The organism is Sinomicrobium kalidii (assembly GCF_021183825.1).
In the GTDB taxonomy this organism is placed as follows: Bacteria; Bacteroidota; Bacteroidia; order Flavobacteriales; family Flavobacteriaceae; genus Sinomicrobium; species Sinomicrobium kalidii.
In genome coordinates this window covers 3738675-3762123 of the sequence record NZ_CP089211.1, presented here as the reverse complement: position 1 = coordinate 3762123, position 23449 = coordinate 3738675, and the positions used below count along the sequence as shown (strand labels likewise).

The 23449-nt window shown below is 48.2% G+C and carries 18 protein-coding genes; 9 read left to right on the top strand and 9 right to left on the bottom strand.

Features of this window, described 5'->3' with window-relative positions; genetic code table 11:
* From LS482_RS15225 to LS482_RS15215, 3 genes are all read right to left on the bottom strand, one after another.
* Window positions 1-1896, bottom strand: a complete 1896-nt coding sequence (locus LS482_RS15225) for a PBP1 and LysM peptidoglycan-binding domain-containing protein (RefSeq protein ID WP_233028371.1) — start codon at window positions 1894-1896, stop codon at window positions 1-3.
* Between the two features lie 139 nt (window positions 1897-2035).
* Window positions 2036-3565, bottom strand: coding sequence for a glutamine-hydrolyzing GMP synthase (guaA, locus tag LS482_RS15220; protein ID WP_233028370.1), 1530 nt, complete (start codon window positions 3563-3565; stop codon window positions 2036-2038).
* Between the two features lie 95 nt (window positions 3566-3660).
* A complete protein-coding gene (locus tag LS482_RS15215; protein WP_233031840.1) occupies window positions 3661-5034 on the bottom strand; it encodes a pyridoxal phosphate-dependent decarboxylase family protein in 1374 nt (457 codons plus the stop codon).
* A gap of 137 nt (window positions 5035-5171) precedes the next feature.
* Between LS482_RS15215 and LS482_RS15210 the strand changes: the two genes are divergently transcribed.
* Window positions 5172-5711 carry a pyridoxamine 5'-phosphate oxidase family protein gene (locus tag LS482_RS15210; RefSeq protein ID WP_233028369.1) on the top strand — a complete coding sequence of 180 codons (540 nt, stop codon included), beginning with the start codon at window positions 5172-5174 and terminating at the stop codon, window positions 5709-5711.
* 13 nt (window positions 5712-5724) lie between these two features.
* Here the strand turns inward: LS482_RS15210 and bshC are convergent, their stop codons facing one another.
* Window positions 5725-7326 (bottom strand): bacillithiol biosynthesis cysteine-adding enzyme BshC, encoded by a 1602-nt coding sequence (bshC, locus tag LS482_RS15205; protein WP_233028368.1) that lies wholly within the window; start codon window positions 7324-7326, stop codon window positions 5725-5727.
* 339 nt (window positions 7327-7665) lie between these two features.
* Between bshC and LS482_RS15200 the strand changes: the two genes are divergently transcribed.
* Both LS482_RS15200 and LS482_RS15195 read left to right on the top strand, forming a co-directional pair.
* On the top strand, window positions 7666-9375 hold the full coding sequence (locus tag LS482_RS15200) for a M23 family metallopeptidase (RefSeq protein ID WP_233028367.1): 1710 nt from the start codon (window positions 7666-7668) through the stop codon (window positions 9373-9375).
* Window positions 9376-9524: 149 nt separating this feature from the next.
* A complete protein-coding gene (locus tag LS482_RS15195) occupies window positions 9525-10154 on the top strand; it encodes a hypothetical protein (RefSeq protein ID WP_233028366.1) in 630 nt (209 codons plus the stop codon).
* 134 nt (window positions 10155-10288) lie between these two features.
* On the opposite strand, the gene LS482_RS15190 is transcribed toward LS482_RS15195, so the two are convergent.
* Window positions 10289-11437 (bottom strand): cysteine desulfurase family protein, encoded by a 1149-nt coding sequence (locus tag LS482_RS15190; protein WP_233028365.1) that lies wholly within the window; start codon window positions 11435-11437, stop codon window positions 10289-10291.
* Window positions 11438-11601: 164 nt separating this feature from the next.
* Between LS482_RS15190 and LS482_RS15185 the strand changes: the two genes are divergently transcribed.
* From LS482_RS15185 to LS482_RS15165, 5 genes are all read left to right on the top strand, one after another.
* Window positions 11602-12570 carry a hypothetical protein gene (locus LS482_RS15185; protein WP_233028364.1) on the top strand — a complete coding sequence of 323 codons (969 nt, stop codon included), beginning with the start codon at window positions 11602-11604 and terminating at the stop codon, window positions 12568-12570.
* A 90-nt stretch (window positions 12571-12660) separates the two neighbouring features.
* On the top strand, window positions 12661-12999 hold the full coding sequence (locus tag LS482_RS15180; RefSeq protein ID WP_233028363.1) for an ArsR/SmtB family transcription factor: 339 nt from the start codon (window positions 12661-12663) through the stop codon (window positions 12997-12999).
* A 53-nt stretch (window positions 13000-13052) separates the two neighbouring features.
* Entirely contained in the window at window positions 13053-13934 is an 882-nt protein-coding gene (locus tag LS482_RS15175) for an arsenite methyltransferase (RefSeq protein ID WP_233028362.1), read from the top strand.
* An 87-nt stretch (window positions 13935-14021) separates the two neighbouring features.
* Window positions 14022-15116: an ACR3 family arsenite efflux transporter gene (gene arsB, locus LS482_RS15170; protein ID WP_233028361.1), complete on the top strand. Its 1095-nt coding sequence runs from the start codon at window positions 14022-14024 to the stop codon at window positions 15114-15116.
* Entirely contained in the window at window positions 15113-15526 is a 414-nt protein-coding gene (locus LS482_RS15165) for an arsenate reductase ArsC (protein ID WP_233028360.1), read from the top strand. Before arsB ends, LS482_RS15165 begins: the two co-directional genes overlap by 4 nt.
* 4 nt (window positions 15527-15530) lie before the next feature.
* Here the strand turns inward: LS482_RS15165 and LS482_RS15160 are convergent, their stop codons facing one another.
* Entirely contained in the window at window positions 15531-16541 is a 1011-nt protein-coding gene (locus tag LS482_RS15160; protein WP_233028359.1) for a 3-oxoacyl-ACP synthase III family protein, read from the bottom strand.
* A 256-nt stretch (window positions 16542-16797) separates the two neighbouring features.
* On the opposite strand from LS482_RS15160, the gene LS482_RS15155 reads away from it, so the two are divergent.
* Window positions 16798-19227, top strand: coding sequence for a S9 family peptidase (locus LS482_RS15155; RefSeq protein WP_233028358.1), 2430 nt, complete (start codon window positions 16798-16800; stop codon window positions 19225-19227).
* Window positions 19228-19291: 64 nt separating this feature from the next.
* Here LS482_RS15155 and LS482_RS15150 read toward each other — a convergent pair whose 3' ends face one another.
* The 3 genes from LS482_RS15150 to LS482_RS15140 are packed head-to-tail and all read right to left on the bottom strand — an operon-like array spanning window position 19292 to window position 23191.
* Window positions 19292-20020 (bottom strand): MIP/aquaporin family protein, encoded by a 729-nt coding sequence (locus tag LS482_RS15150; RefSeq protein WP_233028357.1) that lies wholly within the window; start codon window positions 20018-20020, stop codon window positions 19292-19294.
* A 60-nt stretch (window positions 20021-20080) separates the two neighbouring features.
* Window positions 20081-21568, bottom strand: a complete 1488-nt coding sequence (gene glpK / locus LS482_RS15145; RefSeq protein ID WP_233028356.1) for a glycerol kinase GlpK — start codon at window positions 21566-21568, stop codon at window positions 20081-20083.
* Between the two features lie 36 nt (window positions 21569-21604).
* Window positions 21605-23191: a glycerol-3-phosphate dehydrogenase/oxidase gene (locus LS482_RS15140; protein WP_437440998.1), complete on the bottom strand. Its 1587-nt coding sequence runs from the start codon at window positions 23189-23191 to the stop codon at window positions 21605-21607.
* Window positions 23192-23449: the final 258 nt, after the last annotated feature.

Sequence of the window (23449 nt, the reverse complement as noted above, 5' to 3'; positions counted from 1 at the left end):
CTATTCTGCTTCTTCTATTTCCAGTTTATCATTATATTTCACGATATACACACCGGTATTGTAATAGCCTCCGAAGGATTTCTTTTGATAATTGAACTTGTTTTCCACATATGCCGTTTCCCCTATCCGCGGAGCGGTTTCAAACAGGTTCTTATCATAAGCAAGTCGCAGCACAACATCGAGTGTAAGGTCATATCCTCTCGCAGCATAGCGATTCGGGGTAATGCCAAACCTGTCTTTATACGCCTTCACGAAAGCGCTATCTTCAGCAGAGGCCTTGTCTACGGTAGGATAGTGAAAGTTCAGGTTGGCAAGGTGAAAATTGGAAACGCTTTCCGAATCGAACGCACTGCCTTTTTTGGTTGTGAACATGGTTATTTTGCGTTCTTCCGACCTGGCTGAATTCAACATGCCCGTAACATTGGTTAACATTACGATATCGTTGGTCTCTACAATAACCCAGTTCTCCTTGACCTCACTCAGCATTCCTTTCAGGTCATCGAGACGTATGAACTTATCTTCTTCGGGATTGAGTGCCCTGGCTCCGTCAATTTCACGGAGCAGGATGTCCCGTACCCCGGAATTTCGGGAATCGGCAATAACAATGACCTGTTGTCCCTGCGCATTCTTTTTGAGGTAACTGATCATTTTATCGCGCAGGATCTGGTCGTCGGGCACTGTCTGGAAAATATTGTCAAGTGACCGAATATTACCGGAAAACGGCAAAAACACCGGAGTACCGTCTACCCCTCCCGCAACCTCATTAAAAGGTGTGGAAAGGAACGGCCCGATAACGGCATCGACATCCCGGAAATTACCTGAGGCCAGCAATCTGTCGGCCCCTACGGAGTTCGCCCTGCTGTCCAGTATCCTGGCATTCACTGTGAGCCCCAGTTGCTTTGCAGAATCCAGCGCTACAAGGACACCGGTATAAAAGTCGAGGGAACGGCTCAGCAGTTTGCTGTTTTTTATTTTTTCCTTAAAATCATCTCCTGCTCCTATTTCATTCAATTTGAAGGGCAGCACCAGTGCAATATTGCTCACCGACCTTCGGTCTATGCTATCGATAAGGTGGAACTTTTCAGTTACCACCCCGTCACTGACTGCCAGGTTACCGGAAATAGACTGCGGCAGCTTGAGCACCATTCCCGCCTTCAGGCCGTCTTCCTTCAATTCGGGGTTCAGTTCTTCCAGTTCTTCCCGGCTCACACCGAGCTTTACCTTGAGCCTGTAAAACCCTTCTTTGGGCTGAACTATATAATAATTATGGTTATCATCTATGTCTTTCTCCGCCTTTTCGGGATGGTCGGGCACCTGTACTTCCTGTCCTTCCTGAAGCACATCTCCCATATCGGGGTTCAGTTCTTCCAGTTCTTCAATGGTGATCCCGTGTTTATAGGCCACCCTCCATTTTCCTTCTTTTGCCTGTACAATATAAGTTTTCGTACTTTCTTCGGGTTCGGTATCCTTGAATACCTCCACGGTTTTATGTTCGTACCGGGGTATCCGTATTTTTTCCCGTTTTTTCAGTTGCCTGCTGTATAACTCCTTATTATACCTTTTGATATCGTCTACACCAACATTGTATAATCCGGCAATGCTGTACAGGGTTTCTTTCCGTCTTACCTTATGGGTAATAAAAGATACCACTTCCTGTGTTATTCCCTCACCTTCCTTCTTAGCCTTGTCGGATAAAGGGATGATCAGGATGGTATTTACCGGCAGCCCGTTCTTCACTTCCGGGTTTAACCGCATGATATCTGACGGACTCACCTGATATTTCCTGGCGATACTCTGTATGGTCTCTCCCCGTTTTACCGCATGGGTATCAAATTCCTGGGCATAGGAGAAACAACCAAAAAGCATTACCAGTAAAACAACAACAAATCTGTTCATTTATTTATTTTTTAATAATTCGGGAAGGCTATCTGTTACACCGGGACCGGCCGGTGAGGTTCACAGATCCGGTCTGTTATCAAAATTCTACTTATAGTATAGCGTCCCATTCTCCGACGAATCTATTGCAGGGTAATTTTTATTCCCATTCAATAGTGGCCGGCGGCTTGGAGCTTATATCATATACTACTCTATTAACGCCTTTTACCCTATTTATTATATCATTAGAGGTCTTTTGTAAAAAATCGTAGGGCAGGTTCACCCAGTCGGCGGTCATACCGTCTGTGCTTTCCACCGCTCTGAGGGCCACACACTTTTCATAGGTACGTTCATCGCCCATCACCCCCACGGAATTCACCGGGAGCAGGATAGCTCCTGCCTGCCATACCTTATCGTACAGTCCCCAGCTTTTCAGGCCTCCGATAAATATCTCGTCCACTTCCTGCAAAATACGAACTTTTTCCGGAGTAATATCGCCCAGGATACGGATAGCCAGTCCGGGTCCGGGAAAAGGGTGCCTTCCCAGCAATGCGGCATCCATGTCCATCGAGGCTCCGACCCTCCGTACTTCATCCTTGAACAACATGCGAAGCGGTTCAACCACTTTCAGCTTCATAAAGTCCGGCAGCCCACCTACATTGTGATGGCTTTTTATGGTAGCGGACGGCCCGTTCACCGAAACAGACTCTATCACATCGGGATAGATGGTTCCCTGTCCGAGCCATTTTACATCCTTTATCTTATGGGCTTCATCGTCAAAGACCTCGATGAACATACGCCCTATGATCTTTCGTTTCTGTTCCGGGTCCCCCACTCCCGCCAGTGCATCCAGAAAGCGTGCCGAAGCATCTACCCCGGTAACATTCAGTTCCATTCCTTCGTAGCGTTCCAGGACCTTTTCGAATTCGTTTTTGCGGAGCAGTCCGTTGTTCACGAAAATACAGTGAAGGTTTTTGCCTATGGCCTTATGGAGCAACATCGCGGCCACAGAAGAATCCACCCCTCCGGAAAGGGCGAGGACCACCTTGTCGTTCCCCAGCTGCTCCTTCAATGCATCCACCGTCATATCCACAAAATTGTCCGGTGTCCACGTTTGTGCTACTCCGCCAATTTTCACCAGGAAATTTTCGAGTATTTTCTTTCCGTCGGTAGAGTGATACACTTCCGGGTGGAATTGAATGGCGTAGGTGGGTTCTCCTTCTATTTTATACGCCGCATTTTCCACATCTGTCGTACTTGCCAGTTTTACGGCATTGTCCGGCAGGGCTTTTATGGTATCGCTATGACTCATCCACACCTGTGTTCCCGGCGACACCCCTTCAAAAAACGGCTCACCTTCCACGATGTCCGATAGGTTGGCCCTGCCGTACTCCCTCGTATTGGAAGGTTCTACACTTCCTCCTCCGAAATGGGCCAGGTATTGCGCACCGTAGCAAACACCCAGCAGGGGGATCTTGCCACGAATGGCAGACAGATCCGGATGCGGGGCATCTTCCCCTCTTACCGAAAAAGGGCTTCCTGAGAGGATAACCGCCTTAAAGCGTGAAATATCGTCCGGTAAATGGTTAAAAGGGTGAATTTCGCAGTATATGTTGAGCTCGCGAACCCTTCGAGCAATGAGTTGTGTATACTGCGAACCGAAATCTAAAATGAGTACGTTGTGTTGCATGCGCAAAAATAATACTAAATATCAAATATCAAATTCCAAATTCCAAATTCCGGCACTAAAGTTGTCCACAACCCGCCGGAAACGGCAGGAAACAGTTACTTCATCGTATCCAGGATAACTTTTATATCTTCTTCTGTAGTATCGGGATTTATAAAACAAAAACGGGAAACGGTCTCATACGTATTCCCCTTTTTCCATTTGGTTGGAGTAACCAGCGCAATACCTTCCCGGTGATTTTTATAGGTCCAGTTGGTATAATCGTCCGGGGACCATCCTATTCTCCGGAACAGTACGCAGGAAAGACTGGGCTCCCTTACGAGTTCCAGGTCCGGGTATTCCCGTATCAGCCTCCCGGCTGCCTGTGCGAGTTCTATTCCTCTTTCCACGGCCTTCTTATACATTTCGGTGCCGTGCATGGCCAGGGAAAACCACAGCGGCAGTCCGCGGACCCTTCGGGTAAGCTGTACCTGGTAATCTGCGGGATTAAAGCCCTGTGCGCCTTCATCCTTAAAAATATCGAGATAAGATCCTTCCTGGGCATGTGCCTGCCGGGCCAGTTCCGGCTCCTTGTAGATCACGGCCCCGCAATCGTAAGGGGAGAACAACCATTTGTGCGGGTCAATAGTAATGCTGTCTGCCCTTTCTATACCCTTGAAGAGGTGTCTTACGGAATCGGCTGCCAGGGCACCGCCGCCGTAAGCGGCATCAACATGGAACCAGAGTTTTTCCTTTTCACATACCGAAGCAATACCGTGGAGGTCATCGATAATGCCTGCATTGGTGGTCCCTCCGGTGGCCACCACGGCAAACAGCCTTTCCCTTTCCTGTTCGCTCAGCCCGGCTATCGTTTCTTCGAGGCCTTCTCCCGTAAGCCGGTCTTCCGTATCCACGAGATAAACATCGGCATCAATAACCTTGGCCATCGCCTTGATGGAAGAATGCGCTCCTATCGAAGTAATAACCACACCTCTGTCGCGCCTGTGCTCACCGGAGGCCGACCGCCAGGCTTCACGGGCCGTGACCATTGCAGACAGGTTGGCTGCCGTACCCCCGCTGGTGAAGACCCCGAAAGCCCCTTCGGGCAAACCGGTAAGGGATACCAGCCATTTCATGGCTTCATTTTCACAATAAATCCCGCCTGCCCCTTCCATCCAGTAGGCCCCGTGTATGCTGGAAGCCGAGGTCACCAGGTCGAACATTACAGCGGCCCGTGTCGGCGATGCGGGCACAAAGGCCAGGTGCCTCGGGTGATCAATGGGGACCGTGGCCTTGACCAGTACATCCCGGAAGAGTTGAAATGCCTTTTCACCTCCTATACCTTCCGGAGTGATCGTCTCTCCCACCAGCTTCCGGAGTTCTTCCGCTTTTTTGGGATGCCCCAGCTCCGGCGAAGTGTGTGTAATCCTGTTGATGGCGTATTTCATGACGTCGAGTGTCATTTCCACCACGTCCATATCTATATTGTGCATCATTATACTCTTTTCGGACAAAGATAGGCATTGCAGCAATAGCCGGGAATTGCAAATTCCGAAGAGACAGCCCTTTTTCCATTATGAAATATGAAAAAGAAATTGTAATTTAATACGCTAAATGCGTCTTAACCAACATGAACATTCTCGATTCCATAAAAAACGACCTCCGCAAAGCGACGCGGAAGCAGCGACACCGTTTCCGCTATTTTTCCATGGCCACCTGTGGAATTCACGGCCATGTAAAACAGCGTATGCTCGTATTACGCGATGTGGCCGATGATTTTACACTGACCGCCTATACCGACAGCCGCTCCAAAAAAATCACCCATATCAAGGAAAACAACGAGGTAAGCCTGCTCTTTTTTGACCCCAGGAGATTTGTTCAGATATGCATAACGGCAACCGCTGCCACGGAAAAGGACGAAAACAAGGTCCTGGACCTGTGGAACCAGATAAAACCGCGATCGAGAAAGGATTATATTACCGATATTCCCCCGGGGACTGTTATCAGAGATCCTTCAGGTGTGGGACATCAGGACAATGTACACTATTTTACCGTATTGCGGTTAATCCCCGAAAAGATCGAATATGTAAAACTGCAAAAGATCCATCACCTCCGCATACTTTTTGTCCGGGAAGGCAATTCCTGGAACAGCGATTACCTCGTACCCTGAAATTGTTGAAAAATCAGAGTGTCAATACACTGAACCCGTTTTCCAGGGGGTTCAGGGCCTTCACAAGTCCGGGAATGAACTCTTCTCCGTATTCCAAATAAAATTCCGAAAAGTTCACCACCCGTTCCTGGAGCGCGCCGTTGGGGAACAATTCGTTTTGTATGGCAGTGATACGAGTAACGTGGTCGGACAATTTCCGTTTTTGTGCTTTCAGCAATCGCTTTTCGAGTTTATCAAGCCCCTTCAGTTGCTTGACCTCCTGAGCCTTAACGGCATTCAAAAAGGTTTTATCTGTTTTTTCAGCAAGTTCATACAAGGTGCTGAACTGCTCTTCCAAATGCTTTTTCTGCGGTGAAAAATCAATATCTATATCGCTGATCTGCCTTACCCTTTTATTGATAAAGGCATCCCGTTTCAGGAACAGGTTCCGGGAAGTGATGCCCAGCTTTTTCATTTTATCCCGGAGTGCGGTATCTATCAGCAGAACGGAATTGCGAAGCATCAGTACCGGGAACGGCACTCCCTCGTTTCGGAAGAATTCCCTGAGTTGCAACCAGTATGCTATTTCGCCACCCCCACCGGTGTAACTGAGGTTGGGCAGAATAACTTCCTGGTACAACGGCCGTAGCAACACATTGGGCGAAAATTGCTGTGGTTCTTCGTGCAGGTGTTTCAGCAATTCTTCTTCATTCCATTTTATTGCCGTACCGTGTACAATATATTCGTCCCCGCTTTTTTCTATTCGTTCCCGGATACCGTCCTGCAGGTAAAAAAGATTGATCTGCCGGGGATTTACCTGTATTTTGTATCCCGGGTCTATTTCCCTAAGTGCTTCGGAAGCAGCTGAAACACTTTCATATGCCGTATGCCGGGTCAAATCTTTTTCCATATGGGGGACAAAGCGTTTTTTGAGCGCTCTGTCGTTCCCGTCTACAATCACAAGACCGTATTCACCAAACAGCTCGTTGGCCAGAAACCGTGTAGCATCTGCAAGACGGTCATGTTCCAGATAAGCACTGCGGAACAGGTCTTTCAGGTATTCCGCGTGGCGTCCTGCTCCCAGTTCGGAAGCGAACAAATGCAGCACTTCATCCAGGCCTTCCGTGGAAAATTCGCCTACAGCCCCTCCGGACTTTCTGTTCCACCTGAAGTTTTTTCCCTTAAAATTAAAGTGGTTGATCTCTTCAAAATCGTGGTCTTCGGTAGCCATCCAGTACACCGGAACAAAATGATAGTCCGGACAGGTGTCCTTCAGCCTCTTTGCCAGGTTAATAACGGAAATGATCTTATATAAAAAGTACCCGGGCCCCGTAAAAAGGTTTAACTGATGCCCCGTGGTCACCGTAAACGCAGTATTCGCAGACAAGGACTGCAGGTTGAATAAGGTGGCCTTTGAAGCCTTGATATCCTTGTACTGTTCTTCCAGTGCCCTTACCAGTACCTGACGTGTTTCGGCAGGAAAAGACGCCTGTTTTTCCCTGATCTGGTTTTCAAATCCGCTAATTTCGGGAAAACGGTTGTAAAAGGGGCTCAGGGCCTCCGCCCTTTCGGTATAATCACATATCAACCTGGAAAAATATCCGGTTTCCCTGAACGAAATACACTCTGCAGGCATAATAACTCTCTAAAATTTTAATGGGTAAAGATAAAACTCTTTGCGCTATGCTTTCTAAAAATTACGTTAAGATGTAATCTGTCACCGGGGCGATACAACCTATGCTTACTGCATAAAACAAAACCAGCCGACGGTTAAAGGTGATTCAACCGTTTTATCCTTATGACATTAAACCGTTAGCTTTCGCTCATGTAAAGGTGTCACATCTTACCTGCATAACACCACGCAAAGTGCGAAGGTAAAAAAAGGGGAGGTATACACCACAAACAAAGCCGTTTTTCCTTTTTGCCGTTTTTGCACTTATTTCTTTATTTTAGCACCCCATAACCGAAAAGATTCATGCGTTTACTTCACATTTTTTTTGTACTGCTGACCTGTATTACCGTTTCCGCACAGGAAAATCATCCCAAAGATTATTTCCGTTCGCCGCTGGACATTCCGCTGTTGCTGTCCGGAACTTTCGGTGAATTGCGATCAAATCACTTCCATTCGGGCACCGACATCAAGACCCGGCAACGCGAAGGGCTCAGGACCCATGCCGTGGCCGGGGGCTATGTATCGCGTATCAAAATTTCCCCCTGGGGATACGGCAAAGCACTTTACATAACACATCCTAACGGCTATACCTCGGTATACGCACACCTGCAAAAGCTCGCCCCGAAAATACGGGAATACGTCAGGGAACGGCAATACCGGGAAGAATCTTTCGGAATAGAGCTCTTTCCGGGTTCGGACGCACTTCCCGTCGAAAAGGGAGAGATCATTGCCTATACCGGAAATACGGGCGGGAGCGGCGGCCCTCACCTGCATTTTGAGATCCGCGACACGAAAACGGAAAAACCTATCAACCCCTTGTTCTTCGGACTCGAAGTAAAAGACACCAAACCACCCATGGTCCAGGGACTTTATGCCTACCCCCTGAGTGACAGTTCACAGGTAAACCGTTCGGAGAAACGGGTATCCCTGCATTTCACCCGGCAACCGGACGGAACCCTGCTGGCCGACAAGGTCAATGCCCACGGCCCCATAGGTTTCGGTATCCGGACCTATGACAGGCAGGACCTGGCCTACAACAGGAACGGCCCCTACGGCGTACAGCTATCTGTAAACGGCACCACATACCTTTATTATGATTTCGACACGTTTTCTTTTGCCGAAAGCAGGTATATAAACACCCTTATCGATTATGCCCACTATATCCGCAAGAGACAACGCATCCAGAAGTGCTTTGTTTCACCGGGGAACAAGCTCAGTGTAATCAGTAAAAAACTGGACAACGGTATTGTTAATATTGCAGAGGGCGCTGATTATAACGTGATCATTGAAGTCAATGATTTTGAAGGCAACAAAAGTGTTATAAAAATACCTGTTTCCGGAAAAAAGGAAGAAACGGTCCGTAAAAGGGAAAAGAGAATTACCGACAACTACCTCCGTGCCAACAGGGACAATATTTATGCTGCCGGGGATGTCACCGTATTTTTCCCGGCCAACACCTTTTACGATGACCTTTATTTCGACCTGAAGGACAACGGGGACGGTACCTACGAAATACACAATGACGAAGTGCCCGTACACAGGAACTTCACCCTTTCTTTCGACGTTTCCGGATATACTGATGCGGAAAAGGAACAACTCTTTATTGCGCGACTGAACCGGAACGACCGCCCGTACTATTCAACCACGTATAAAAGGGAGGGTACGTTTTCCACACGCACCAGGTATCTCGGCACTTACACCCTGAAAAAGGACACCACGGCCCCTAAGATAATCCCGGCCAACTTTAAAGACGGCCAGTGGCTGTCTAATTACAGGTACCTGAAACTGAAAATAACCGACGACCTCAGCGGTATAAATACGTACAGGGCCACCATAAACGGAAAGTGGATTTTAATGGAATACGAACCGAAGAACAACACACTCACCTATAATTTTAACGATCTCCGCTTTGAAGACGGCAAACATAATCTGAACGTTATTGTTACCGACAATGTGGGAAACAGCACCACATTTACGGCAACATTTAACAGGGCAACCGGCAAAAAACAGTAACTTTGCCGTTCCGGGGAATAAGTCCGGAAAAACGGGCAGATATCACCAGTGGTACGACCTGTTTTCTGTCCGGGTTTATTTCCGTGTTCCCAAAAAACATGACCTGCTCATCGGTGACATATCAAATTATTCAGCTTAAATATACACAAGTGAAAAAAATACTGTTTTTACTGATCTTTACGTGCTCCGCCTCTACATTTGCTCAAAAGACCATCTATGAAAGCAGCCGGTTTGACGAATTGAGCAAACATCACAAAACACTGGCCATTCTCCCTTTTTTGGCCACGCTTCAACTGGAACACAAAGAAAACCTCTCGACCGAAGAACTGGACAAACTGGAAGCCAAGGAAGGCTATGCGGTGCAAAATGCACTTGAAAGTTATTTTTCCAAGAAAAAAAGCCGTAAAGGATTCCGGGTCAGTTTCCAGAACATAAAAAATACCAACGCCATTCTGGGCAAAAACCGGATATCATTAAAAAACCTGGATATCCATACTACACAAGAGCTCTGTGAAATACTGGAAGTAGACGGTATTATAAGCGGTAACCTCACCCTGCACAAACTGATCTCCAAGGGAGTGGAAAGCCCCAGTCTTTTCGACATCATAACAGGAAAAAGCGATTACGGAAGGATTGCCATAAAGGTCAGTGACGGCAAAACAGGGAAGCTGCTGTGGAAATTCGAAAAGACAATGACCCGGAAGTCGGGGAAAAATACGCTCGACATTATCGAGTCCATTATGAAAAAAGCTTCGCGGAAATTTCCCTATGACCAGTAGCACGGATACCGGCTTCAGATAACAGCATTGAAATTCCCGGTCATAGCCCGGGTTTTACATTTCCATAAATCAAAAAAAGCGGCATACCCCGGAATATCGGCTTATGCCACATATTTCTTGATGTGCTTCCACGATCAGCTTTCGTTAAAATCCCTGAGGACAGTGACCACGTAATCCAGCTCTTCCTTCGTATTATACCCGGAAAAAGAAAACCTCAGGGAAGGCTTTTGAAGCTTGTCTTCACTCAAAACGGCATTGAGCACATGCGATCCCGAAAGGCTGCCGCTCTGGCAGGCGCTCCCCTCGGAACAGGCGATGCCTTTCAGGTCAAGGTGAAACAGCAACATCTGGGCCTTATCCTTACTGAAAGGCAACCTTACATTAACCAGGGTATAAGTGCTCTTGTTTTCATCTGCACAGCTTCCGTTAAATTCCACTCCGGGTATTTTTTCCCGTAGCTGTTGCATAAAATAAGTTTTCAGCCCTTTTATATATTCCCTTTCTTTCTCCAGGTTCTCATAGGCCCATATCACGGCCTCTTCCATCCCTACGATATTGTGCACGCTCTCCGTTCCCGCCCGGTATCCTCTTTCCTGCTCTCCCCCGAAAATCAGCGGATGCAGTCCTGTTTTTTTCCTCACATAGGCAAACCCCACTCCTTTGGGACCGTGAAACTTATGGGCCGCTGCCGCAAGGAAATCCACCGCGGTCTTTTGCGTATCCCACTCCCAATGCCCTATGGACTGTACGGCATCAGAATGGAACAGGGCATTGTTTTCCTTACAGATACGGGCCACTTCATCGATATCAATTTTGTTACCGATTTCGTTGTTGACATGCATCAGGCTTACCAGCTTTTTCGTATCGTCACCCTGAAGCAGCCATTCCAGGTGCTCGTTATTCGGGGTACCGTCCGGGTCCAGCACTACGAACTTTACCGCAATACCGTATTCTTTCTGCAATTGCTCCGCTGTGTGCAATACCGCATGATGTTCGGTTTTCGCTGTAATAATGGTCTTTACACCCAGGTCGCGCACCGCTCCGCGAAGTACCATATTGTCCGCTTCCGTCCCTCCGGAGGTAAAAATAATTTCCGAAGGTAAAGCATTGAGATATCCCGCTATGGTTTTTCTTGCCTTTTCTATCAGGGTACGGGACGAACGTCCGAAACTGTGAGTAGAAGAAGGGTTCCCGTAATGTTCACGAATGGAAGCCCCGAGAACTTCCAGCACTTCTTCCCTGACTTTTGTAGTGGCCGCATTGTCGAGGTATATCTTGTCCATAGGCTGTTAAAATTATGTGGAATTTTGTCCGTTATATATACATTTCCATTACATTTGTTTCGGAAATGTCTTTGCAAATTTAAGGGATTTGCAGGGAAAAGACAGCAAACAAGATTTTACGGTAACCACAGTACCCCGGAAATTAAGATTACCGGTAACGAATTATGGCATATTTTCAGATGAAAAATACTTTCTTTGGCGCAATACTCGCTGCTTTAACGTTTGCGGGTTGCGACGACGGTGAACTGGACATCGAACGCGTAGACTTTTCCGATGCCAGCATAGCGTACTGTTCAGAAACTTTTGAAGAAACCGGACTCCTGTTCAAAATTATAGAAAGCGAAGCACTGATCCTGGAACTGGAAGAGGGTTTTCTGGGGAACAGGGTAACCGCTGACAGTATTGCTACCGATATCCCGGGAGAATCTGCATTGTACTACCGTTATTTCGACAGTGAAGTTACTGACAACTATTTCTGTAATACCGTGGCACCGGCCACCCCGGCCGTAGTGCAGGAAGTGCTCGCCACCGGGGGAACGGTAAGGGCGCTTTCCACCCCAAAAAAAGACGGCAGCGGTTTTAACCACGGTGTGGTTATCCACGGTGCCGTACTGATGAACAATGCAGGGGAAAGGGTTATCGAAGACAACTTCAACCTCGGTACGTTCAGCACCACCCCTCCCAATGCCAATCCGGGTGTGGACCTTGGAAACGTGATACACTGTAACGACACCCTGCTGTACAGGACGGGCCCCGGGAATGACGACAAGGGAATGGCCCTGGTACTCGACCTGGAAGAGGGTTTGTTCCGCGACCAGGTTCCGGCTGAACAGGACACGTTGACCAGTACCATAGGAGACGCTTCCAGGGTATTCTTCTATATCTTTGAAAGTGAACTCCCTGACAACTACTTCTGTATGGAGGAAAAACCGGACACCCCGGTACGCGAAGCAAGGTTCGAGGCCATACACGGACAAGTAGAAGTGATAACTACCGAAGCAGAAGACGGGGACGGCATAACTCACCAGATATTGCTGAGCAACATGATCCTTCTCAATGATGATGAGGAAAGACTTCTCGGCGCCAACACTTCCTTCGGTTCCTATAATGTCTCTTCAGAAGACTCCCCCTGATCTTGGATTAAGATAATAACCATTAAAACAACATGGAAATTTTGTAGTTAAAATTATTAATCGTAATATTGCAATATAATAATTACAACAATGGGACTTACCAAAGCCGAAATATTTACCGCTGCACAAAACGAATTTGCTGCCATAGCCAAGGTACTGGGGCATCCTGCAAGGATAGCCATACTCCAGCACCTGCTTAAAGCCAACACCTGTATTTGCGGGGATCTGGTAGAAGAGATTGGCCTGGCCCAGCCCACCATATCCCAACACCTCAGGGAACTAAAAAACATAGGCCTTATCAAAGGGAACATAGAAGGTACCCGTGTATGTTACTGTATAGATCACGACAACTGGCGGGCCTTTAAATCTCTTTTCCGGGATTTTTTTGACACTTACAAACCCGTCAGCGAAGAAGAGGATTGCTGTTAAGTAAAAAAATTTAAAATTATTAATCGTAATATTGCAATATAAAATCCGATATCATGGAAATTTCAAATCAAGGTATAAAAGAAACCGTAAAACAAAAGTACAGCGAGATCGCGAACCGGGAGAAAGCACAAAACGCCGCTTCGGCCTGCGGATGCGGGACGCCTTCGGAAGAGGTCTACAATATAATGAACGAAGAATATTCACAGGTAAAGGGATATTTCGAAGATGCCGACCTGGGACTGGGTTGCGGACTACCCACACAATTTGCACATATACGGGAAGGCAACACCGTTATAGACCTGGGCTCAGGGGCCGGGAACGACTGTTTTGTGGCCCGTCACGAAACCGGCCCTGCCGGAAAAGTCCTGGGTATTGATTTTTCAGAGACCATGATCGCAAAAGCCAGGAGAAATGCCGAAAAACTGGGGTTCAACAACGTGGAATTCCGCTCCGGGGATATCGAGGCCATGCCCGTATCGGATGATACGGCAGATGTTGTGGTCAGTAATTGTGTCCTCAACCTCGTTCCGGACAAACCCAAAGTATTTGCCGAGATTTTCCGCGTCCTGAAACCCGGCGGACATTTCAGCATTTCGGATATCGTCCTTTCCGGAACCCTGCCCGAAGCATTACGGAAAAGTGCAGAAATGTATGCAGGATGTGTGGCCGGGGCCATCCAGAAAGACGATTACCTCACCCACATACAGGACACCGGCTTTAAAAACCTCGTATTGCAAAAGGAGAAAGCCATCATCCTTCCGGACGACCTCCTCGAACAATACCTCGGTAAGGAAGATATCGCTGCCTTCAAAAACGGAGACACGGGCATTTACAGTATCAGTGTTTATGCCGAAAAGCCGGGAGATCACACGACAAATACAACATCTGCCCCAATCGGAAAAACCGACGATACGCCGGGGGACGGTTGTTGTTAACCAACATTAACATGCGGGAGGTACGGTTTCCTGCCATAAACCTGCTTCCCGCTTTGTAAAAATTCAAAAACCGGATAAAAAACATTCATGCAAAAAAAACTATCATTTCTGGACAACTACCTCACATTATGGATCTTTATGGCCATGGCCGTGGGGGTCGCCATAGGTTATTTCATTCCTTCTTCAGGCAGTTTTATACAGTCCTTCGGCAAGGGGAGCACCAACATTCCCATAGCTATCGGGCTTATTGTAATGATGTACCCGCCCCTGGCCAAGGTCAATTACAAGTTGCTGCCCGGAGTGTTTAAAAATGTCCGGCTGCTTTCTCTGTCCCTTTTCCTGAACTGGATCGTGGGCCCCGTATTAATGTTTGTCCTGGCCCTTGTTTTCCTGAGTGACGAACCCGAATACATGACGGGGTTGATCCTGATAGGGCTGGCGCGCTGTATTGCCATGGTCCTGGTATGGAACGACCTCGCGGAGGGAAACAGTGAATACGGCGCCGGACTCGTGGCTTTAAACAGTATTTTCCAGGTGTTCTTTTACAGCTTTTACGCCTGGGTGTTCATTACCGTACTTCCTCCCTATTTCGGCTTTGAGGGGGCTATTGTAGACATATCTATCGGCACCATTGCCGAAAGTGTGGCCCTTTATCTCGGTATTCCATTCGCTCTGGGAATACTGAGCCGTTACCTTTTGGTGAAACTCAAGGGTGAAACGTGGTACAACAAGGTTTTTATCCCGAAAATATCGCCTTTAACCCTTATTGCACTGCTGTTTACCATCGTAGTCATGTTCAGCCTGAAGGGAGAGCTGATCGTAAACATTCCCCTAGACGTGGTAAAAATAGCGATCCCGTTACTCATTTATTTCGGTATAATGTTTCTCATCGGTTTTATACTGAGTAAAGTCCTCGGGGCGGATTACGACAAAAATGCGGCCGTGGCATTCACCGCTGCCGGGAACAACTTCGAACTGGCCATCGCTGTTGCCATTGCAGTTTTCGGACTTAACAGCGGACAGGCATTTACCGGCGTCATAGGCCCGTTGGTAGAAGTCCCGGCACTCATATTACTGGTACAGGCAGCCTTTTGGCTTAAAAAGAAATATTACACCTCACAGGAAGCAGGGGACCGGAAATCGGCCCTCCAACAAAAAGATAACCTTAATTCACAGAAATGAAAAACATTTTAGTCCTTTGTACCGGGAACTCCTGCCGGAGCCAGATGGCCCAGGGATACCTTCAACAATTTGCAGGCGATAAGGCTGCCGTGTACAGCGCCGGGGTAGAAATCCACGGTCTTAACCCTTTTGCGGTGGGAATTATGGCCGAAGACAGTGTAGACATCAGCAAACACACCTCCAACCATGTGGACGAATACGCCAATATCGATTTTGATTATGTGATCACCGTATGCGACCACGCCAATGAAAGTTGTCCCGTATTTATGGGGAAAACCAAAAAACTGCACCATAACTTTACCGATCCGAGCAAAAAGAGCGGTACGGCAAAGGAACTCGTAGAGACCTTCCGGGCCACCCGGGATGAAATAAAATCCTTCTGCCGGGAATTTGCACGGGAAAATCTTTAGGGAATTACCATTTTATCACGGCACTTCCCCAGGTAAATCCGCTTCCGAAAGCGGCCAGCACCACAACATCCCCTTCTTTGACCTTTCCTTCTTCCCAGGCTTCGGTCAATGCTATGGGGATCGAAGCCGCCGTGGTATTCCCGTATTTCTGGATATTGTTGTACACCTTGTCATCAGACAGCCCGAATTTTTGCTGGATGAATTGTGATATCCTAAGGTTGGCCTGGTGCGGGATCAGCATATCAATATCGGAGGGGTGCAGCTTGTTCTGCTTCAATCCTTCCATAATAACTTCACTAAACCGCACTACTGCATTCTTAAACACAAACTGCCCGTTCATATACGGGTAATAGGACGTGTCTTCCGGGTCGTTCTCTTTCAGGATATCCAACACCCAGCGCCCTCCCATTCCGGGAGCGGTCAGGGCCAGTTCTTCCGCATGCTCTCCTTCCGAATGCAAATGCGTGGATAAAATTCCCCGGGTTGTATCTTCCTCTCTCGTCAGCACCGCAGCGCCGGCACCGTCACCGAAAATCACGGAGACCGCCCTGCCGCGGGTGGTCATGTCGAGCCCTGTAGAGTGCAGTTCCGATCCTATGACCAGGATATTTTTGTACATCCCGGTCTTTATAAACTGATCGGCCACGGAAATTGCATAAACAAAACCCGAACACTGGTTCCTCACATCCAGTGCGCCAATAGTATCGAGCCCCAGTTCCTTCTGTACCAACACTCCCGGACCGGGAAAATAATAATCCGGGCTCAGCGTGGCGAACACGATAAAATCGATCTCTTTTTTATCGATCCCGGCCCTTTCCATAGCCACTTTCGCCGCTTTCACCCCCATTGTTGCCGTGGTATCTCCATCGCCCTTCACTACATGGCGTCTTTCCTGTATCCCCGTACGTTCCCGTATCCATTCGTCATTCGTATCCATGATTTTCGAGAGATCATTGTTCGTGACCACATGTTCGGGGACATAATATCCCAGACCGGAAATCTTGCTGTTGTACATCTTTGCTGTTTTTTTGGTAACTTTTACTAATCCGGGGTGCAATTTAAGTTAAAATTAATGAAAATGTAGGAGTTACAGCTCTTAAAAAACTATTTTCGGTATGACGTAACAAATTCAGTATCTGCAATAAAATTCATTACTCCACCATTGTTTCCCTTGTCACACCAAAATAACACATGTACCTTATTTTAAGATATATTTAAGTTTTTTTCTTCCTTTTTTTAGCAATTTTACCACAATTATAAACACACCACTAATGAAACTCAAACTATTTTTATTTTCCTGCCTGTGTACCGGTTTTGGCATTTTTGCAACGGCACAGGAACACCTGACCTATCAAAAACCTCCGAAAGAAATCCTGGAACTGGTGGATATTCAACGGCCGCCTTCCGTAATCACGGACAACAAAAAGGAAAACATGCTCCTGTTGTACCGGAACAGTTACAAGACCATTGCCGAACTGGCGGAAGACGAACTCCGGCTTGCCGGCCTGCGCATCAACCCGAAAACCAACATTTCCAGCAGGGCCGTATTCATCAACAATATCAAATTCAAAAAACTGACGGAGCCCGAACCAAAACAGGTTACAGGGCTTCCGGAAAACCCGAGGCTTTCATACTTTACTTCCTCTCCCGACGAAAAGAAAATCGCATTCACCAACACCACCAATACCGGGGTGGAGATCTGGGTATTGGATATGGAAAAGGGAGCAGCCAAAAAACTTACCAACGCTACTGTCAATGCCAATATGGGCAATCCCATTAGTTGGTTCGGGGACGGAAAATCCCTGTTGGTACGTATGCTCCCGGAAAACCGTCCGGACCTCATTGACACGGAAGCGTCTGTACCTGCCGGCCCCACGGTTACGGTAAGCAGTGGCATCCTGGCACAGAACAGGACATACCAGGACCTCCTGAAAAACAAGGAGGACGAACAAAATTTTGAAACTCTCGCTACTTCCGAATTGTATAAGGTTGACCTTAACGGGAATAAATCGCTCTGGAAAGAAAAAGCCATGTACCGCAGCGAAAGCTTTTCCCCCGACGGAAAATATATAATGGTCACTACCATACACCGCCCCTTTTCCTACATTGTTCCCCTGTACCGTTTCCCTTCTTCCACCGACGTTTACGACCTGGATGGCAATCTGGTGCAAAACATCGAAAAAACCCCGCTCCTTGAAGACCTTCCCAAAGGCTTTATGGCCACAAAAAAGGGGAAACGAAAAATTTCATGGAGATCAGACCAACCGGCTACCCTGGTATGGGCGGAGGCCCTGGACGGAGGCGACCCGGAAAAAGAGGTACAGTTCCGGGACGAAATCTTTTCACTCGATGCCCCTTTTGACGGAAAGCCCGTTTCGCTGGCAAAAACCATCAACCGGTTTTCCGGCATTACCTGGGGAAACGATCGTATTGCCATCCTTCGGGACGGATGGTGGAACAACCGCAACACCAAAACCTACATATTCAATCCTTCCCGGCCCGGTAAAGAAGCCAGAATATTGTTTGACAGGAATTATCAGGACCGGTACAGCGATCCGGGAGATTTTGAAACAGAGAAGAACAAATACGGAAAACACGTTCTGAAACTGGACGGAAATAATGCTTACCTCATAGGTGACGGCTACTCCGATAAAGGACAATTCCCTTTTATAGACAAGATCAACCTGGTCAATTCCAAGAAGGAACGCCTCTATCAATCCCGATTGACCGACAAACTGGAAAGCATCCGCTCCCTGATAGACACACAAAAAGGAGAAGTCCTTGTGCGTATCGAATCCAAGAACGAATATCCCAATTACTACATCAGGAACCTGAGAAAACGAATAGCCCCCATTCCCGTTACCCGTTTTGAGAACCCGTTCAAAAGCATTGAAAATGTTCATAAGGAAGTCATCACCTATAAAAGGGACGACGGACTGGAGTTAAGCGGCACCCTATACCTTCCCGCAGGATATGACATGGACAACAAGGAAAAGCTCCCCTTGTTCCTCTGGGCCTATCCCAGAGAATACAAGGACAAGAACAGTGCCGCACAAACGACTTCCAACCCGAACGAGTTCACCTATCCCTACTACGGTTCTCCGGTATACTGGGTAACGCGCGGTTTTGTTGTTCTTGATGATGCGGCCTTCCCCATTATCGGAGAAGGAGAAAAGGAACCTAACGACACGTTCCGCGAACAACTGGTAGCCAATGCCAGGGCAGCTATAGATGCCGTGGATGAACTGGGATACATAGACCGGGAAAGAGTGGCCGTAGGAGGTCATTCCTACGGTGCGTTTATGACGGCCAACCTGCTCACACATTCCGACCTGTTCGCTGCGGGAATAGCACGAAGCGGGGCCTACAACCGGACCCTGACCCCTTTCGGGTTCCAGAGTGAAGAACGCAACTACTGGGAAGCTCCGGAAATATACAACGGCATGTCTCCTTTTATGCACGCTGACAAAATGAAAACGCCCTTATTGCTCATTCACGGTGAGGCCGATAACAATTCGGGCACCTACCCCATGCAAAGCGAACGGTATTTCAATGCCCTGAAAGGCTTCGGTGCCCCTGCGAGACTGGTGATGCTCCCCAGGGAAAGTCACGGCTATGCCGCTATCGAGTCTATTCTGCACATATTGTGGGAACAGGACCAATGGCTCGAAAAATACGTGAAGAACAAAGGCAGGGAATAGGAAATATTAACTCATACTACAGCAAACATCCCGGGCTAAAAAGTCCGGGATCTGTTTTTTACGACTACTGAAGCAGCATAAAAAGCCCCGCGGCAACCGCACAACCGATTACCGGCCCCATTACGGGCACCCATGCATAAGCCCAGTCGCTATCGCCTTTTGTTTTTATGGGTAAAACGGCGTGCATGATCCTCGGACCAAGATCCCGTGCCGGGTTAATAGCATATCCCGTGGTACCTCCCAGCGACAATCCTATTACCCATACCAGAAAGGCAACAGGCAACGCCCCTACCGACCCCAGACCTATGGGCTCTCCGGAAGCCGTAATTTCGGCCCCGGTAATATAAAATATGGTAAACAGTAATACAAAAGTACCTATGATCTCGCTGATAAGGTTTGAAGAATAGCGGCGAACAGCCGGCCCGGTACTGAACACAGCCAGCACTATTCCCTTGTCCTCCGTACGGTTAAAATGATCCTTGTACACGACCCACACCAGGAAAGCCCCTGTCATCGCTCCCAGCAGTTGTGCCGTTATAAACAGGGCCACATTTGCCCACGCGAACTTCCCGGCGATAGCCAGGGCTATGGTTACTGCCGGGTTAATATGGGCCCCGCTGTAGGGTCCTGCCACGATAACTCCGACAAAAACGGCCAGTGCCCACCCGGTGGTGATGACTATCCAGCCTCCGTTATTTCCCTTCGTATCTTTGAGAATGACATTGGCCACAACGCCGTCTCCAAGGAGAATGAGCAGCATGGTTCCTAAAAATTCCGCTATAAATGGTGTCATTTGGTGTTTTTTGGTTGTATATTGAATTTTACCTTTTTGTGAGGCGGCCGTGCACCCTCTCTATGTAGCCCAGCTTTGCGTTGCTTTAATGGCCCGTTTCCATCCCGCAATACCTTCTTCCACATGGTGATCGGGGTCGGGTGTAAATTCTTTTTCCGCCTGCCACAACTGCTGTATTTCCTCCATGTTTTTCCAATATCCGGTAGCCAGTCCGGCCAGATAGGCTGCTCCCAGGGCTGTGGTTTCTATAATATTTGGGCGTATGACGCTACATTTCAGAAGATCGGACTGGAACTGCATCAGCAAATCGTTGACCGCGGCCCCGCCGTCTACACGCAGCTCCCTGATCTCTATCCCTGCATCGGCCTGCATGGCTTTGAGCACATCTGCCGTCTGGTATGCGATGGATTCCAGTGCGGCACGGGCAATATGGGCCGCGGTTGTGCCACGGCTTAACCCTACCATGGTGCCCCGGGCATCGGAATTCCAATAGGGCGCACCCAATCCGGCAAAAGCGGGGACAAAATAAACGCCGTCCGTATCCTTTACCTGTGCTGCCAGTTGCTCCACTTCTTCCGATGAACGGATAAATTTCAACCCGTCCCTGAGCCACTGCACCACGGCACCCGCAATAAAAATACTGCCTTCGAGGGCGTATTGGGTCTTACCGTTTATTTTCCAGGCTACGGTGGTAAGCAGGTTATTTTCGGAAAGTCTCGGTTTATCCCCGATGTTCATCAGCATAAAGCACCCGGTTCCGTAGGTATTCTTTACCATACCCGGCTCGATGCACATCTGCCCGAAAAGTGCGGCCTGCTGGTCACCACCGATACCCGCTATGGGAATGGGCGTGGCAAATACGGTGGTCTTGGAATGCCCGTACACTTCGCTGGATTGTTTTACTTCCGGCAGCATGCTTTTGGGAATGGTAAACAATTCCAGCAATTCATCGTCCCAGTCCATGGTATGAATATTGAACAATAGCGTCCGGGAGGCATTGGTTACATCCGTAATGTGGAGTTCGCCCTTGGTAAAATTCCAGATGATCCAGCTGTCCACCGTACCGCAGACCAATTCTCCGGCCTCTGCCTTTTCCCTGGCTCCCGGCACATTGTCCAGTATCCATTTCACTTTCGTCGCCGAAAAATACGAATCGATAATAAGTCCGGTCTTTTCACGGATCATGGCTTCTTTCCCCTGTTTTTTCAGTTCCGCACAATATTCTGCCGTTCTCCGGTCCTGCCAGACAATAGCATTGTAAACGGGAGTTCCTGTGGTCCTGTCCCACACAATAACCGTTTCCCGCTGGTTGGTAATGCCCATGGCAGCAATATTCTTGCCGTTCAGGCCGATTTTTGTCACTGCTTCGGCCGCTACTCCTGCCTGTGTAGACCATATTTCCAGGGCATTGTGTTCCACCCATCCGGGTTTGGGGAATATCTGGGTAAACTCCTTTTGCGCCACGGAAACGATCTGCCCCTTTTCATCGAACAGGATCGCCCGCGAACTCGTAGTCCCCTGGTCCAGGGCCAAAATGTATTGTTTCATAATATCAGGTTTATTAAGGTAGATTGAATTGATGTATCAAATGATATAATTCTCAGCGACTTCCCCGAAGGCCCGTACCTGTTCTTTCTGCCATTGTTCGTCATAACCCAGTTCCTCCGCCATCAGCCTTGCGGTTTCCCCGGCCATCCGTACGGCAGCCCTGGCATCCAGAAAAAGCGCTCTTGTCCGCCGGGCAAGTACATCCTCCACCGTCCGTGCCATCTCATGCCGGGCGGCCCATACGACCTCTGCTTTCAGATATGGCAGGCCATCGTCCAGTTTTTCACCCAGTTCGGGGTGTTCTTCTATAAGGGCCATGACTTTTTCCCGGTCACTTCCGTACACATACAACGGATCATTAAAATCCGGCGCCGGCTTCGCCCCGTGAACGGACATTGTCGCACTTTTACTGTCACGTTTCGGCAACCGCTTCAATGCTACCACTTTGCTTATCGTATCTTCTCCCATTTTCCTGAAAGTGGTCCATTTGCCCCCGGTAATGGTAATGAGTCCAGCCTCGGAAACCAATATTTTATGACTTCTTGAAATTTCCTTGGTTTTCCCGGAATCTCCCTCGGTTGCAGCAAGCGGCCGGAGCCCGGCAAATACGGACCGTACATCTTTCCGCTGCGGTTTTTTGGTAAGGTACCGCCCGGAGGTCTTCAGTATAAATGTGATCTCTTCTTCCAGTGCCTGTGGTTCAAGACTGTGTTCATCCAGGGGAGTGTCGGTTGTCCCCACTACCACCCTGTCGTGCCAGGGCACTGCAAAAAGTACCCTGCCGTCATCGGTCTTCGGGATCATCACCGCATCATCGCCCGGGAGAAAAGACTTGTCCAGCACAAGGTGGACCCCCTGGCTCGGCCGGACCAGATCGCGACTGTCCGGTTTTTCCATGCGCAGGATATTGTCAACAAAAATCCCCGTCGCATTTACCACCACATCTCCGTCAATATTATATATCTTTCCGGTTTCCTTATCAGCGGCTATCACCCCGCCTATATGACTGTTTTTCTTCAGCAGTCCTCTTACTTCCGTATAATTTAACACTACTGCCCCGTGTTCTATACAGGTCTGGGCAAGGTTGACCGCCAGCCGGGAATCGTCAAATTGTCCGTCGTGATACAGTACCCCGCCCCTAAGTCCTTCCGTTTTCACTGTCGGGATTCTTTTCAGGGTTTCATCCTTGCCGATAAACACGGAAGCCCCGAGGCTCAGTTTTCCCGCAAGAAGGTCGTATATTTTCAGCCCCACGGTATAAAAAATACCGCCCCACCAGCGGTAATTAGGAATCACAAAAGACTGATTCTTCACCAGGTGCGGTGCATTTTTCAGCAGGAGCCCCCGTTCGCGCAAAGCTTCCCTTACCAAACCTATATTGCCCTGGGCCAGGTAACGTACACCACCGTGCACGAGCTTGGTACTCCGGCTGGAAGTCCCCTTGGCAAAATCTGACTGCTCCAGTACCAGGGTGCGATATCCCCGGCTAACACTGTCCAGGGCCACTCCAAGTCCCGTAGCTCCGCCACCAATGACGATAACGTCCCACTTTTCTTCCTGTTCCAGCTTTTTTATCAGTTCTTCTCTCCGGAACGGCCTTATTTCGTTATCCATCTTTTTCATTTCATTTTTTACACATTAAAGTTTCGTTTTTAAACATAAAACACAATAACGAAACTTTTCAAAAGTAAATGATATTTTTAAATTCCCAAAAATATTTCCGACATTTTTAGCGTAATGGAAAAATCCGCCGTAAACCTGACAAAAGCTGCAAATATGCTTTAATAACGGACAAAATATTCCTCTTTCCAATACATTATTTTGCATTTCGTTTTAGCCCCGTTTTGTTTCATTTCATTATTTCCATTGAAATTTATTCAA